The 15,364-nt window shown below is 42.6% G+C and carries 11 protein-coding genes; all 11 read left to right on the top strand.

Annotated elements, in window-relative coordinates:
* Positions 1-112: 112 nt before the first annotated feature.
* Positions 113-640, top strand: a complete 528-nt coding sequence (locus tag ABWV72_RS20160) for a hypothetical protein (protein WP_216049822.1) — start codon at positions 113-115, stop codon at positions 638-640.
* A gap of 207 nt (positions 641-847) precedes the next feature.
* Positions 848-1,276, top strand: a complete 429-nt coding sequence (gene rplK / locus ABWV72_RS20155; protein WP_008845951.1) for a 50S ribosomal protein L11 — start codon at positions 848-850, stop codon at positions 1,274-1,276.
* Between the two features lie 3 nt (positions 1,277-1,279).
* A complete protein-coding gene (gene rplA / locus ABWV72_RS20150) occupies positions 1,280-1,978 on the top strand; it encodes a 50S ribosomal protein L1 (protein ID WP_216049823.1) in 699 nt (232 codons plus the stop codon).
* Positions 1,979-2,327: 349 nt separating this feature from the next.
* Positions 2,328-2,846: a 50S ribosomal protein L10 gene (rplJ, locus tag ABWV72_RS20145; protein ID WP_216049824.1), complete on the top strand. Its 519-nt coding sequence runs from the start codon at positions 2,328-2,330 to the stop codon at positions 2,844-2,846.
* Between the two features lie 57 nt (positions 2,847-2,903).
* A complete protein-coding gene (gene rplL, locus ABWV72_RS20140; protein WP_216049825.1) occupies positions 2,904-3,275 on the top strand; it encodes a 50S ribosomal protein L7/L12 in 372 nt (123 codons plus the stop codon).
* Between the two features lie 283 nt (positions 3,276-3,558).
* Complete coding sequence (gene rpoB / locus ABWV72_RS20135) at positions 3,559-7,593, top strand: DNA-directed RNA polymerase subunit beta (RefSeq protein WP_216049826.1); 4,035 nt, start codon at positions 3,559-3,561, stop codon at positions 7,591-7,593.
* Positions 7,594-7,681: 88 nt separating this feature from the next.
* Entirely contained in the window at positions 7,682-11,863 is a 4,182-nt protein-coding gene (gene rpoC, locus ABWV72_RS20130) for a DNA-directed RNA polymerase subunit beta' (protein WP_216049827.1), read from the top strand.
* 187 nt (positions 11,864-12,050) lie between these two features.
* On the top strand, positions 12,051-12,425 hold the full coding sequence (gene rpsL, locus ABWV72_RS20125; protein ID WP_216049828.1) for a 30S ribosomal protein S12: 375 nt from the start codon (positions 12,051-12,053) through the stop codon (positions 12,423-12,425).
* A 77-nt stretch (positions 12,426-12,502) separates the two neighbouring features.
* Positions 12,503-12,973: a 30S ribosomal protein S7 gene (rpsG, locus tag ABWV72_RS20120; RefSeq protein ID WP_216049829.1), complete on the top strand. Its 471-nt coding sequence runs from the start codon at positions 12,503-12,505 to the stop codon at positions 12,971-12,973.
* Between the two features lie 24 nt (positions 12,974-12,997).
* Positions 12,998-15,100 (top strand): elongation factor G, encoded by a 2,103-nt coding sequence (gene fusA, locus ABWV72_RS20115; protein ID WP_353372727.1) that lies wholly within the window; start codon positions 12,998-13,000, stop codon positions 15,098-15,100.
* 63 nt (positions 15,101-15,163) lie between these two features.
* Positions 15,164-15,364 (top strand): GTP-binding protein (locus tag ABWV72_RS20110; protein WP_353372725.1); only part of this gene is annotated, 201 nt, incomplete at its 3' end.

The raw sequence follows: 15,364 nt of genomic DNA, 5'->3' as shown, positions 1-15,364 counted from the left end.
TAGCCAACCAATTAAGCGGTGTAGGCTTGTTTTGTTTTACTTAAAACGTTAAGTTTGGCATTCAATATATTATTTCATTTCATGAGCATTCTTAATAAAGGGAATTATTTTTATGCAGCTAAAAAAGTGCATTGTAAACATATGCATCATACTCTGTGTTAGCTTCGTACAAAGCGCCACCTTATTTGCTCAAGTAAGCAGCCAGCCAGAGCCACAACGAAGAGTTGAGCAGATCGAAGTTGTTGGCACTAAACCATTATATTTCTATCGCCAACAAATGGTTAAAACAGAACTTGAATTTTACGATTACTACAATGATCTAGTCGATAACCCTAAATTTAAAGTGAAATGTAAACGAGAGCGAAAACAAGGTGCGGGCCGGATTACTCAAAGAGCTTGTTACCCCCAATATTTTTTAGCCAAGAAAACACAGTTAACTGAAATCGCGATGCGCGCATCGGCGGCTTTACCTTCTGATGATGATGTTGCAATGCAGGTTCAACAAGAGAAACAAGCGTCACTAGCCTATGCTGAAAAATTGATTGAACGGGAACCAGCACTAAAAAAGCGGTTGATCGAGATGTATCAAGCCAAAAAGGTATTTTTTTCCAAACAGCAAAGCGTGAAAGATAAACAGTAAATTCTCGATTCATAAATTGTTAGTAGCGCCCATCTGCTAAAAATAATTCTGTCAGAATGACTTAAATAATTAAATATCCGTATATAAGTGTTGCGTAGCCCGAATATGTAATCTATAATTCGCGACCGTTAATTTTTATGGGAAGCCGATTGAGCAAACAATCTCTATGTTTTGCGAGGCGATAGACCCAAATTTGAGAGAGAGATAATGGCTAAAAAAATCACAGGCTTAATTAAGCTTCAGGTTGCAGCTGGTTCTGCTAACCCAAGTCCACCTGTTGGTCCTGCACTAGGTGCTAAAGGTGTTAACATCATGGAATTCTGTAAAGCGTTTAACGCAGCTACAGACAGCCTTGAAAAAGGTGCTCCAGTTCCAGTAGTTATCACTGTATATGAAGACCGTTCATTTACCTTTGAAACCAAAACTCCACCTGCGTCTTTCTTATTGAAGAAAGCAGCTGGTATTAAGAGTGGTTCTGGCCGTCCTAACACTGAAAAAGTGGGTAAGGTGACGCGCGCGCAATTGGAAGAAATTGCAAAAACTAAAGAACCTGACCTGACTGCAGCCGATCTTGATGCAGCTGTTCGTACCATCGCTGGCTCTGCTCGCAGCATGGGCTTGGTAGTAGAGGGATAAGACATGGCTAAATTAACTAAACGTATGCGCACTATTCGCGAGAAAGTTGACGCAACTAAAGAATACGAAATTAATGAAGCTGTTGCTTTGTTGAAAGAATTAGCTACTGCAAAGTTTGCTGAAAGTGTAGATGTTTCAGTTAACCTTGGTATTGATGCTCGTAAATCTGACCAAAACGTACGTGGAGCAACTGTGCTTCCAAACGGAACTGGTAAAGACGTTCGCGTAGCAGTATTTACTCAAGGCGCTAACGCAGAAGCAGCTAAAGAAGCTGGTGCTGACATCGTTGGTATGGAAGATCTTGCTGAGCTAGTCAAGAAAGGCGAAATGAACTTTGACGTAGTAGTTGCTTCTCCAGATGCAATGCGCGTTGTAGGTCAGTTGGGTCAAATCTTAGGTCCTCGTGGACTTATGCCTAACCCTAAAACTGGCACTGTGACTCCAGACGTAGCAACTGCTGTTAAAAATGCAAAAGCTGGTCAAGTTCGTTACAGAAACGACAAAAACGGAATTATCCATGCAAGCATTGGTAAAATCGCTTTTGAAGCAAACCAGATTCAAGAAAACCTTGATGCCTTGCTAGAAGCATTGAAGAAAGCTAAACCTTCTTCTGCTAAAGGTGCTTACTTCAAGAAAGTTAGCCTTAGTACCACAATGGGTGCTGGCGTAACACTTGATCCAGTAAGCCTAGGCTTGAAATAAATTACCAATTAGATAACTCAGTTATCTTAATTGGCTTATGAGCAATTGCTCATCTCTCTAAAGGTTATGGGTTGGAGCTGTTTTTAACTAAGTTAAAAATCATGCTCCCGTCCAAGACCGCAGGTGCGAAATAGTAGGTGAAGTAAGAGAGCACCTACATTAAATATTTCGCTTAATACGTAAAATGCCTGCGCAGACGGTGGTTTCGACTCAGACTCTCTGGGGAAACGAACACCGTAGAGCGGTAAATCAGCGAATATTGTTTGGCAGTATTCAACGGTTTATCAATCTGGAACTCTGAATGTGAAATCATTATGAAATTGCATTCAGTTAACAAGAGGTGAACTCAGTGGCACTAGGTTTAGCAGCAAAAAAAGAGATCGTAGCAGAAGTAAGTGAAGTTGCATCTCGAGCTCTATCCGTTGCCGTCGCTGAATACCGTGGGATGGAAGTTTCAGAACTGACTGACCTGCGTGTTAAAGCTCGTGAGCAAGGCGTATACGTTAAAGTAGTACGTAATACACTTGCAAAACGTGGTTTAGCAGACAGTAAGTTTTCTGATATTGAAGAAGCTTTAACTGGTCCTCTAATTTACGGATTTTCAATAGACGCACCTGGCGGTGCAGCACGTCTATTCAAAGATTTTAGTAAAGGAAATGACAAGCTTAAAGTAACTGCACTTTCAATCGGCAGTGGTTTATTGGGTCCTGAAAAATTGGACGCAGTTGCTTCACTTCCGACTCGCGACGAAGCTCTAGCAAAATTACTTGCTACCTTCAAAGCACCAGCCGAGAAATTCGTTCGTACAATCAACGAAGTTCCAGGCAAGTTTGTGCGTGTATTGGCGGCGATCAAAGACGAAAAATAATTTTCGTGTTTGGCATTAAATTTTTTAACAACTAATAACCCCAGGAGTTTAGAGAAAATGGCTCTAACTAAAGATGATATATTAAACGCGATTGCTGAAATGCCAGTTATGGAATTGGTAGAGTTAATCGAAGCAGCTGAAGAAAAATTCAACGTTTCTGCTGCAGCGGCTGTTGCTGTTGCTGGTCCTGCTGTAGCTGCTGAAGCTGCTGCAGAGCAAACAGAATTTGACGTTGTAATGACTTCATTTGGCGCTAACAAAGTTGCTGTTATCAAAGCAGTACGTGGCGCAACTGGCCTAGGTCTTAAAGAAGCTAAAGATGTTGTTGAATCAGCACCTAAAGCTATCAAAGAAGGTTTGGCTAAAGAAGAAGCTGAAGCACTTAAAGCTGAACTTGAAGCAGCTGGCGCAGAAGTGGAACTTAAGTAATTTGTCTGTTGGCAGATTGCTTGCCTGAAAAGGCTCGGGCTGGTGATTATTTAATCACCAGCCTTTTTGCGCTGTAGGATAGGGCATTTATACCCTTTAGAACTATCCTTCGAATTGATGCGCAACCGTGATTAAAAGTGACATAAAACCAATAAGTTAAGTGTTAAAACTTTAGAAAAATTGGTGTATGCTTGAAGATCGCGCCCAAAGGGTGCTTGAAGTTTGTTTAGTAAAAGCGCTTTACTAGGCAAGTTGGGTCAAAAATCAGAATGCTGAGGAACCCATGGTTTACTCCAATAGCGAAAAGAAACGTATCCGTAAGGATTTTGGCAAACGCCCGCAGGTATTAGAGATACCTTACCTTCTTTCAATCCAGCTCGATTCTTTTAAGAAGTTTATCGACATCGATGTTGACGGCCATTATGGACTAGAAGCTGCATTTAGATCAGTTTTTCCCATAAAAAGTTATTCAGGTAATTCTGAATTACAATATGTGAGCTACCGTTTAGGTGAGCCTGTTTTTGACGTTAAAGAATGTCAAATCCGTGGTGTAACTTATTCTGCGCCACTTAGGGTTAAGCTTCGTCTTGTGTTGTTCGATAAAGAAGCCGCTCCTGGAACGGTTAAGGATATCAAAGAGCAAGAAGTTTACATGGGTGAAATACCACTCATGACCGAAAACGGTACTTTTGTGATCAATGGAACTGAGCGCGTTATCGTGTCTCAACTTCACCGTTCACCTGGTGTTTTCTTCGATCATGATAAAGGAAAAACACACTCATCAGGTAAAGTGCTTTATAACGCACGTGTTATTCCTTACCGTGGTTCTTGGTTAGACTTCGAATTTGACCCGAAAGATAATTTATATGTTCGTATCGATCGTCGCCGTAAATTACCTGCGACTATCATGTTACGTGCATTGGAAATGCCCACTGAAGAAATTCTTGATGAGTTCTTTGATAAAGATCTTATCAAAATAGTGGATGAAAAATTCATGATGGACATCGTTCCTGAGCGTCTACGTGGTGAAACTGCACAGTTTGACATCCTAGATGGCGAAGGAAATGTTCTAGTAGAAACCGGTCGTCGTATTTCTGCTCGTCATACTCGTGCTCTTGAAAAAGCAAAAGTGACAGAGCTTGAAGTTCCTGCTGAGTTCCTAGTTGGTCGTGTTATCGCTAAAGATCACATTAATGAAGAAACGGGTGAAGTAATTGTTAATGCTAATGACGAATTGACAGTGGAAACACTTGAAGCGTTACTAGAATCAAAAATTGACTCATTTGATACTCTTTATATTAATGAATTGGATCACGGTGCATACATTTCAGACACGCTACGTATTGATAGTTCTTCCAATCGCTTAGAGGCTTTGGTTGAGATTTATCGTATGATGCGTCCTGGTGAGCCTCCAACTAAAGACGCTGCTGAAACCTTATTTGGTAACTTATTCTTCTCTGATGATCGTTATGATTTGTCAGCTGTAGGTAGAATGAAGTTTAACCGTCGTCTAGGTCGTGAAGAACTGATTGGCGAAGGTACGCTAGATAAAAAAGATATCATTGCGGTAATGAAGCAATTGATTACCATCCGTGATGGTAAAGATGAAGTGGATGATATCGATCACTTAGGTAACCGTCGTATCCGTTCTGTTGGTGAAATGGCAGAAAATCAATTCCGTGTTGGCTTAGTACGTGTTGAACGTGCAGTTAAAGAGCGCCTAAGTTTAGGCGACCTTGACGCGATAATGCCACAGGATTTGATTAACGCTAAGCCAATCTCAGCGGCAGTTAAAGAGTTCTTTGGCTCTAGCCAATTATCTCAGTTCATGGACCAAAACAACCCGCTTTCAGAAGTGACGCACAAACGTCGTATTTCTGCATTAGGCCCAGGTGGTTTGACTCGTGAACGCGCAGGTTTTGAAGTACGAGACGTACATCCGACTCACTATGGTCGTGTTTGTCCAATTGAAACTCCTGAAGGTCCAAACATCGGTTTGATTAACTCGCTTTCGAGTTTTGCTCGTACCAATGACTTTGGTTTCCTTGAAACTCCTTATCGTAAAATTGTTGACGGCGTTGTTACTGACGATATCGATTACCTTTCTGCTATCGAAGAAGGTCAATTCGCAATCGCACAGGCAAACGTTGTTTTAGACGATGATGGTAAACTGACTGAAGAACTTATCCCTTGCCGCTACCGTGGTGAGACTACTTTGATGCAAATTGAAGACATCAAGTATATGGATGTTTCTCCACAGCAAATCGTATCTGTTGCGGCATCAATCATCCCGTTCTTGGAACACGATGATGCTAACCGCGCATTGATGGGTGCAAACATGCAACGTCAAGCTGTACCAACTCTAAAAGCTGATAAGCCTTTAGTTGGAACAGGTATGGAAAAAACGGTTGCTGTAGATTCAGGTGTAACTATTATCGCTAAACGCGGTGGTACTGTTGATTATGTTGATGCGAGTCGCATAGTTATTAAGGTTAATGAAGAAGAAATGGCTGCTGGCGAAGCAGGTATTGATATCTACAACCTTACTAAATACACCCGTTCAAACCAGAATACATGTATTAACCAAAAACCAACTTGTAATGTAGGTGACCCTATTGTTACTGGTGACGTATTGGCCGATGGTCCTTCCACTGATTTAGGTGAGTTGGCATTGGGTCAAAATATGCGTATCGCATTTATGCCTTGGAATGGTTATAACTTTGAGGATTCAATCCTTATTTCTGAGCGTGTAGCCCAAGAAGATCGCTTCACAACTATCCATATTCAAGAACTAAGCTGTATTGCTCGTGATACTAAGCTTGGTCCTGAAGAGATAAGTGCTGATATACCAAACGTTGGTGAATCTGCTCTTGGAAAACTGGATGAGTCAGGTGTGGTCTATATCGGCGCCGAAGTAAAAGGTGGCGATATCTTAGTTGGTAAAGTTACCCCTAAAGGTGAAACCCAGCTTACGCCAGAAGAAAAACTTTTAAGAGCCATCTTCGGTGAAAAAGCGTCAGACGTTAAAGATACTTCTTTGCGTGTACCTAACTCTGTTCACGGTACAGTTATTGACGTTCAAGTTTTCACCCGTGATGGTGTTGAAAAAGATAAACGTGCTCTTGAGATTGAAGATATGCAATTACGTCAAGTCAAAAAAGACTTGGGTGATGAGTTCGGTATTTTAGCCGACGGTATCTTTGCGCGAGCGACTAACCTATTGCTTCGCAATGGTATTGATCAAGCTAAGCTTGACAGTATGCCTCGTGAAAAATGGTTCGACCTTACGCTACAAGATGAAGATGCACAGTTAGAACTTGATCAAATCGCTGAACAACACAGTGAAATCAAACTTGATTTCGATAACAAGTTTGAAATCAAACGTCGCAAAATCACTCAAGGTGATGACTTAGCGCCGGGTGTGTTGAAGATTGTTAAAGTTTACTTGGCGGTTAAACGTCATATCCAGCCTGGTGATAAAATGGCCGGTCGTCACGGTAACAAAGGTGTTATCTCGACTATCCAACCAGTGGAAGATATGCCTTACGATGCAAACGGAACTCCTGTAGACATCGTACTTAACCCACTTGGTGTACCTTCGCGGATGAACATCGGTCAGATTCTTGAAACTCACCTGGGCATGGCTGCTCACGGTTTGGGTGTGAAGATTGATCGCATGATCAAAGAGCAAGAAGAATTAACTAAGTTAAGAAGCTTCTTAACAGAAGTGTATAACTCAGGTAAATCCCATCAAGTTGTAGACATTGAAAGCTTTACAGATGATGAAGTTAGACGTCTTGCTGAAAACTTGCGTAAAGGTGTACCTATCGCAACGCCTGTATTTGATGGTGCAACGGAACGAGAAATTAAAGACTTGTTACTGTTGGCTGATATTCCAGAAAGCGGACAAATCACGTTGTTTGACGGTCGTACTGGCCGCGCATTTGAACGTCCTGTAACCGTAGGTTACATGTATATGCTGAAACTTAACCACTTGGTTGATGACAAAATGCATGCACGTTCAACTGGTTCTTACAGCTTGGTTACACAGCAACCATTGGGTGGTAAAGCTCAATTTGGTGGACAGCGTTTCGGAGAGATGGAAGTGTGGGCACTAGAAGCATACGGTGCCGCTTATACCTTGCAAGAAATGCTAACTGTGAAATCCGATGACGTTAATGGCCGTACCAAAATGTATAAAAACATTGTGGATGGCGATCATCGTATGGAACCTGGTATGCCGGAATCCTTCAACGTATTGTTGAAAGAAATCCGCTCATTGGGTATCAATATCGAGTTAGAAGAGCAGAACGACTAGTTTGCTCTGATTGAGCGAAAGAAAGGAGAGCCTGACTAGCCAAATAGGTTAGTCGGGTTTTGTAACACCACTCCGCTGGGAGAAAAAAGTGAAAGACTTATTAAAGTTTCTTAAGCAACAGAACAAAACCGAAGAGTTCGATAATATTCGAATCGGTCTTGCTTCTCCGGACATGGTCCGTTCGTGGTCTTTTGGTGAGGTTAAGAAACCTGAAACCATTAACTACCGTACGTTCAAACCAGAGCGCGATGGCCTTTTCTGTGCCCGTATTTTTGGTCCGGTAAAAGACTATGAGTGTTTGTGTGGTAAATACAAACGCCTTAAACACCGTGGTGTGATTTGTGAAAAATGTGGCGTTGAAGTTACATTAACTAAAGTACGTCGTGAGCGTATGGGTCATATCGAATTGGCTAGCCCGGTCGCGCATATTTGGTTTTTGAAATCATTGCCGTCTCGGATTGGTTTGATGTTAGATATGACATTGCGTGATATCGAACGTGTACTTTATTTCGAATCTTATGTTGTAACCGAACCCGGTATGACAACCCTAGAGCGTTCTCAACTTTTAACTGAAGAAGAATACTTAGATTCTTTGGAAGAACATGGTGATGAATTCGACGCTAAAATGGGTGCTGAGGCAGTATTCGAATTACTTAAAGTATTAGATGTTGATGCTGATGTAGTCGCAATGCGTGAAGAATTGCCTAGCATCAATTCTGAAACTAAGCGTAAGAAAATTACTAAACGTTTGAAATTGCTTGAATCATTCCAACAATCAGGTAACAAGCCTGAGTGGATGATCATGACTGTATTACCCGTTTTACCACCGGATTTACGTCCATTGGTACCACTAGATGGCGGTCGTTTTGCAACTTCAGATTTGAACGATTTATATCGTCGTGTAATCAACCGTAACAACCGTTTGAAACGTCTTCTTGACCTTGCTGCACCTGATATCATCGTGCGCAACGAAAAACGTATGTTGCAAGAAGCTGTTGATGCACTTCTTGATAACGGTCGTCGTGGTCGTGCTATTACTGGTTCTAACAAACGTCCTCTTAAATCTTTGGCTGATATGATCAAAGGTAAACAAGGTCGTTTCCGTCAGAACTTGCTAGGTAAGCGTGTTGATTACTCTGGTCGTTCAGTTATTACTGTTGGTCCTACTCTTCGTCTACATCAGTGTGGACTTCCAAAGAAAATGGCATTGGAATTGTTCAAGCCGTTCATCTACGGAAAATTAGAAGGACGTGGTCTAGCGACTACTATCAAAGCGGCTAAGAAATTAGTAGAGCGCGAAGCACCGGAAGTTTGGGACGTACTAGATGACGTTATCCGCGAACATCCAGTTCTGCTTAACCGTGCACCTACTCTTCACCGTTTGGGTATACAAGCGTTTGAACCAATTTTGATCGAAGGTAAAGCGATACAATTGCACCCACTAGTGTGTGCGGCGTATAACGCTGACTTCGATGGTGACCAAATGGCGGTACACGTACCGTTGACAATCGAAGCGCAGCTAGAAGCTCGTGCATTGATGATGTCTACTAACAACATTTTGTCACCTGCTAACGGTGAGCCAATCATCGTACCTTCACAGGACGTTGTATTAGGTTTGTACTACCTTACTCGTGACCGTGTAAACGGTTTGGGTGAAGGCATGGTATTTACCAGCCCACATGAAGCTGAAAAAGCTTACCGTACAGGTAATGCTGAACTTCATGCTCGCGTTAAAGTTCGTATCACTGAATATGACGTAGATGCTGATGGTAACAAACAGGAAAAAGTAACATTAACTGATACTACAGTTGGTCGTGCTATTTTCTCTTTGATTTTGCCTAAAGGTTTGCCGTTTGAAATTATCAACCAAGCTATGGGTAAAAAGCAGATTTCACGTTTGTTGAACGCTTGTTACCGTGTACTAGGTTTGAAAGATACGGTTATCGCAGCTGACCAAATCATGTATACCGGTTTCCACTATGCGATGATCGCTGGTGCGTCAGTTGGTATTGATGACATGGTTATTCCAGATGCGAAGAAAGACATCATTGAAGCTGCTGAAGAAGAAGTATTCGAAATTCAGGAACAGTTCCAATCAGGTCTTGTTACCGCTGGTGAACGTTATAACAAAGTTATTGATATTTGGTCTCGTGCAAACGAAGACGTTGCTAAAGCAATGATGTCAAACTTGTCTAAAGAATCAGTTAAAAACCGTGACGGTGAAATGGAAGAGCAAGACTCTTTCAACTCAGTGTTCATGATGGCTGACTCTGGTGCTCGTGGTAGTGCTGCTCAGATTCGTCAGTTGGCGGGTATGCGTGGTCTGATGGCGAAACCAGATGGTTCAATCATTGAAACGCCTATCACAGCGAACTTCCGTGAAGGTCTAAATGTACTTCAGTACTTTATCTCTACTCACGGTGCTCGTAAAGGTTTGGCCGATACAGCATTGAAGACAGCTAACTCGGGTTACCTAACTCGTCGTTTGGTTGACGTTGCACAAGATTTGGTCATTAACACTGAAGACTGTGGCACTTTCGAAGGGGTTAAAATGACTCCTCTTATCGAAGGTGGTGACGTTGTAGAACCATTGCGTGAACGCGTATTGGGTCGTGTCGTAGCTGAAGACGTAATTAAGCCAGGTACTAACGAAATCTTAGTAGAACGTAATACGCTACTAGATGAAGGTTTGGTTGACATGTTAGAAGTTAACTCAGTAGACCAAATCTTGGTTCGCTCGGTTATCACTTGTGACAACGACTTCGGTGTTTGTGCAAGATGTTACGGACGTGACTTGGCTCGTGGACACATGGTTGGATTCGGTGAATCTGTTGGTGTTATCGCCGCACAGTCAATCGGTGAACCTGGTACACAGTTAACCATGCGTACGTTCCACATCGGTGGTGCGGCATCAAGAGCATCTGCTGAGAACAGTGTACAAGTTAAAACAACTGGTACATTGAAATTACACAATGCTAAGTATGTGCGTAATGCTGACGACAAAGTCGTTATAGTTTCACGTTCTACTGAATTGACCGTTATCGACGACCAAGGTCGTGAAAAAGAACGTTATAAAGTGCCTTACGGTGCAATCCTTTCTGTTGATGATAACGCAGCTATTAGTGCTGGCGATGTTATCGCGAACTGGGATCCGCATTCGCATCCAATTATTACAGAACGTAAGGCTAAAATTAGCTTTGCTGATGTTGATGATTCGAATACCGAAATGCAGCAAGATGAGTTAACCGGTCTAACCCGTATCGTAGTTAAAGATTTAACTAAAGCGAACGCTAAAGAACCTAAACTTATTCTAGAAAGTGATGAAGTTGGATTGCAGGAAATTCGTCTGCCTAGCTTTACTACAATCGAAGCCTCTGACGGTATGATGGCTCGTGAAGGTGACGTGCTAGCACGTATACCTCAAGAAAGTTCGAAAACTCGTGACATCACCGGTGGTCTACCGCGTGTTGCTGACTTGTTCGAAGCACGTAAGCCTAAAGAGCCTGCAATTCTTGCTGAAGTTTCCGGTACTATCGGCTTTGGTAAAGAAACAAAAGGTAAAAAGCGCTTAGTTATTACGCCTAAAGAAGGTGATCATTACGAAGAGATGATTCCTAAATGGCGTCAACTTAACGTGTTTGAAGGTGAATCTGTAGAAAAAGGTGAAGTAATCGCCGATGGTCCAGAGTCACCTCATGACATCTTGCGCCTTCGTGGTATCAGTGCAGTTGCTAACTACATTGTTAACGAAGTACAAGAAGTTTACCGCTTACAAGGGGTTAAAATTAACGATAAGCACATCGAAGTGGTCATCCGCCAGATGTTGCGTAAGTGTTTGATTACTCACCCAGGTGATACTCAATTCCTTGAAGGCGAGCAAGTTGAAGTTGCGAACGTTAGAGTTGCTAACCGTGAAATTGAAAAGCAGGGTAAAATTCCTGCTCAGTATGAAACACAGTTGCTTGGTATTACCAAAGCGTCACTGTCTACTGAATCATTCATTTCAGCGGCCTCGTTCCAAGAAACAACCCGTGTTCTTACCGAAGCAGCAGTGCAAGGTAAAGAAGATGAGTTACGTGGTTTGAAAGAAAACGTTATTGTTGGTCGTTTGATTCCAGCAGGAACCGGTTTCTCTTACCACCAAAACCGAGCGAAAATGAAACAAGCTGCTAAGATGGTTGAAGAAACATCAGTATCTGCCTCTGAAGCTGAACTTGCCCTAACTGAAGCGTTAAACGCTGAAGCTGGTGACAGTTCTAACAACGAGTAAGAAAATTTAGAAATATCTTTGGCTGACCCTAGTTAGTCAAAGACTTTTCTTGACAGTTTGTTTTATGATCTATAGAATTCCGCGACCCGAAATTTGCTAATGCAAGTTTTTGGTCGCGGATTTTTCGCTTTCAGCGCCCGGTAAAACGGGCAAACAGTAGTTTTTTATTAACCAGGAGCCCTAGTTAATGGCAACAGTTAACCAGTTAGTGCGCTCTCCTCGTAAGAAGCCCGTTGAAAAAAGCAACGTCGCTGCCTTACAGGCTTGCCCACAAAAACGTGGAGTATGTACACGCGTATATACCACCACGCCAAAGAAGCCGAACTCAGCTTTACGTAAAGTATGCCGTGTTCGTTTAACCAACGGTTTTGAAGTTTCTTCATATATCGGTGGTGAAGGTCACAACCTACAAGAGCATAGTGTTGTTCTTATTCGTGGTGGTCGTGTTAAAGATTTACCAGGTGTTCGTTACCACACTGTTCGCGGTACTTTAGACTGCGCAGGCGTTAACGACCGTAAACAAGCCCGTTCTAAATACGGCGCAAAAAGGCCTAAGTCTTAACGGTTCTCCGTTAGTAAGGCCAAACTATTAAATTTAGAGTTTTGGGTTATACCTGAATTCCCACGGAGAATATTAAGATGCCAAGAAGACGAGTCGTAGGTCAACGAAAAATCCTACCAGATCCTAAGTTCGGATCACAATTACTTGCCAAATTCATGAACGTTGTCATGTTGGACGGTAAAAAATCTACTGCTGAAAAAATTGTTTACGGTGCATTAGACATCGTTGCTGAAAAAACCAGTAAAGCTCACCTAGATGTATTCGAAGAAGCATTGGATAACATCCGCCCTACAGTCGAGGTTAAGTCTCGTCGTGTTGGTGGTTCTACGTACCAAGTACCTGTAGAAGTTCGTCCTGTTCGTCGTAATGCATTAGGTATGCGTTGGATGGTTGATGCCGCACGTAAGCGTGGTGAAAAATCTATGGCTCAGCGCCTAGCAGCTGAAATGTTAGATGCGTCTGAGAACAGAGGCTCTGCGGTTAAGAAACGTGAAGACGTTCACCGTATGGCTGAAGCGAACAAGGCGTTCGCACACTACCGTTGGTAGTCAAAGTTTCTTAGAGAGGATTAAATGGCTCGTAAACATCCAATTGAACGCTATCGCAATATCGGAATCGTTGCCCACGTTGACGCGGGTAAAACGACCACGACTGAGCGCGTTTTATTTTATACCGGCTTGTCTCACAAGATTGGTGAAGTCCATGATGGCGCTGCTACCATGGATTGGATGGAGCAAGAGCAGGAGCGGGGGATTACTATTACCTCTGCAGCCACTACTTGTTTCTGGTCTGGCATGCAACAACAATATGACCAGCACAGAATCAACATCATTGACACCCCAGGGCACGTTGACTTCACTATTGAAGTTGAACGTTCTTTACGAGTGTTAGATGGTGCGGTAGTTGTGTTCTGTGGCTCATCGGGCGTTGAACCCCAATCTGAGACTGTATGGCGCCAAGCTGATAAATACCGTGTTCCGCGCATGGTATTTGTCAATAAAATGGACCGTACGGGTGCTGACTTCGATCGTGTAGTTAAGCAAATTCACAATCGTTTAGGTGCTACTTGTGTACCTATTCAATTGAACATTGGTGCTGAAGAGAACTTCAAAGGCGTCATTGACTTGATCAAGATGAAAGCCATTAATTGGAATGAAGCTGATCAAGGTATGACCTTTTTATATGAAGATGTACCTGCAGATTTACTGGACAGGGCGAATGAACTTCGCACCGAGATGGTTGAAGCTGCCGCGGAAGCCTCTGATGAATTGATGAATAAATATTTGGAAGGTGAAGAGCTTTCCGAGGAAGAAATTAAAACTGGACTACGTATACGTACACTCAAAAATGAAATTGTAGTGGCGACATGCGGTTCAGCATTTAAAAATAAAGGTGTACAGGCTGTTCTTGATTCCGTTATCGAGTTCTTGCCAGCACCGGTTGATGTACCTGCAATCACTGGCGTACTAAGTGATAAGAATGAAACAGAAGCTGAACGTCATGCTGACGATAGCGAACCGTTTGCTGCCTTAGCGTTTAAAATTGCCACTGACCCATTTGTAGGGACTTTAACCTTCTTCCGTTGTTATTCCGGCGTGGTAAATACAGGTGATGCTGTTTATAACGCTGTAAAAGGTAAACGTGAACGCTTTGGTCGAATCGTGCAAATGCATGCTAAAGACCGTGAAGAGTTAAAAGAAGTGCGCGCTGGTGATATCGCGGCAGCAATTGGAATGAAAGATGTGACAACTGGAGACACCTTGTGTGATCCAAACCACATCATTACCCTCGAACGTATGGAATTCCCTGAACCGGTTATTTCTATTGCGGTAGAGCCTCGTTCTCAAGCTGACCAAGATAAAATGGGCGTTGCTTTGGGTAAACTTGCTGCAGAAGATCCTTCTTTCCGCGTAAAAACCGACGAAGAGTCCGGACAAACAATTATCTCAGGAATGGGTGAGTTGCATTTGGATATCATTGTTGACCGCATGAAGCGTGAATTTAATGTCGAATGTAATGTGGGTAAACCCCAAGTTGCATATCGAGAGACGATTCGTAAAAGTGTCGAAGTGGAAGGAAAGTTTGTTCGTCAATCAGGTGGACGTGGTCAATATGGACATGTTTGGCTGAAAATTGAACCAAACGAAGAAGGTGCAGGCTACGAATTTGTGAATGAAATTGTGGGCGGAATCGTTCCCAAAGAATACATTCCTTCAGTAGATAAAGGTATCCAAGAACAGATGCAAAATGGTGTCCTAGCTGGTTACCCAGTGTTGGATGTCAAAGTCACTTTGTTTGATGGTTCATTCCATGATGTTGACTCTTCTGAAATGGCGTTTAAGATAGCCGGTTCAATGGGCTTTAGGAAAGGTGTAGAGATTGCCAATCCTGTACTGCTTGAGCCGACTATGAAAGTTGAAGTCACCACTCCAGAAGACTGGATGGGTGATGTCGTGGGTGACTTAAATCGTCGTCGCGGCGTAATTGATGGCATGGATGAAGGGGTGGCAGGTATAAAAATTGTACGTGCTAAGGTTCCTCTTTCGGAAATGTTTGGCTATGCTACTGCATTGCGAAGCGCAACGCAGGGGCGAGCTTCATACTCTATGGAATTCTTTAACTATGCTGAAGCACCAAATAATGTGACTAAAGCGATAGTTGAAGCAAGAAATTAATCTAAATGAAGGTTCGGTCCGGTCTGTTACAGGGTCGGACTTTTAAATTAGGAAACGAGAAAAATGGCTAAAGAAAAGTTTGAACGCACGAAACCCCATGTAAACGTCGGTACAATTGGCCACGTTGACCATGGTAAAACTACGCTTACAGCGGCAATCACTACAGTTCTTGCAAAGACCTACGGTGGTGCAGCATCAGCATTTGATCAAATCGATAACGCTCCAGAAGAGCGTGAGCGTGGTATCACAATCTCAACTTCACAT

Source organism: Aliiglaciecola sp. NS0011-25, from assembly GCF_040370605.1.
GTDB lineage: Bacteria > Pseudomonadota > Gammaproteobacteria > Enterobacterales > Alteromonadaceae > Aliiglaciecola > Aliiglaciecola lipolytica_A.
The sequence above is the reverse complement of the archived record's forward strand: the minus strand, read 5'-3'. Positions and strand labels throughout refer to the sequence as shown.

What these genes read in the sequence shown, in the direction of transcription:
- rplK (WP_008845951.1), top strand. Translation starts at nt 848, where the DNA reads ATGGCTAAAAAAATCACAGGCTTAATTAAGCTTCAGGTTGCAGCTGGT.
- rpsL (WP_216049828.1), top strand. Translation starts at nt 12,051, where the DNA reads ATGGCAACAGTTAACCAGTTAGTGCGCTCTCCTCGTAAGAAGCCCGTT.
- ABWV72_RS20160 (WP_216049822.1), top strand. Translation starts at nt 113, where the DNA reads ATGCAGCTAAAAAAGTGCATTGTAAACATATGCATCATACTCTGTGTT.
- rplA (WP_216049823.1), top strand. Translation starts at nt 1,280, where the DNA reads ATGGCTAAATTAACTAAACGTATGCGCACTATTCGCGAGAAAGTTGAC.
- rpsG (WP_216049829.1), top strand. Translation starts at nt 12,503, where the DNA reads ATGCCAAGAAGACGAGTCGTAGGTCAACGAAAAATCCTACCAGATCCT.
- fusA (WP_353372727.1), top strand. Translation starts at nt 12,998, where the DNA reads ATGGCTCGTAAACATCCAATTGAACGCTATCGCAATATCGGAATCGTT.
- rpoB (WP_216049826.1), top strand. Translation starts at nt 3,559, where the DNA reads ATGGTTTACTCCAATAGCGAAAAGAAACGTATCCGTAAGGATTTTGGC.
- rplL (WP_216049825.1), top strand. Translation starts at nt 2,904, where the DNA reads ATGGCTCTAACTAAAGATGATATATTAAACGCGATTGCTGAAATGCCA.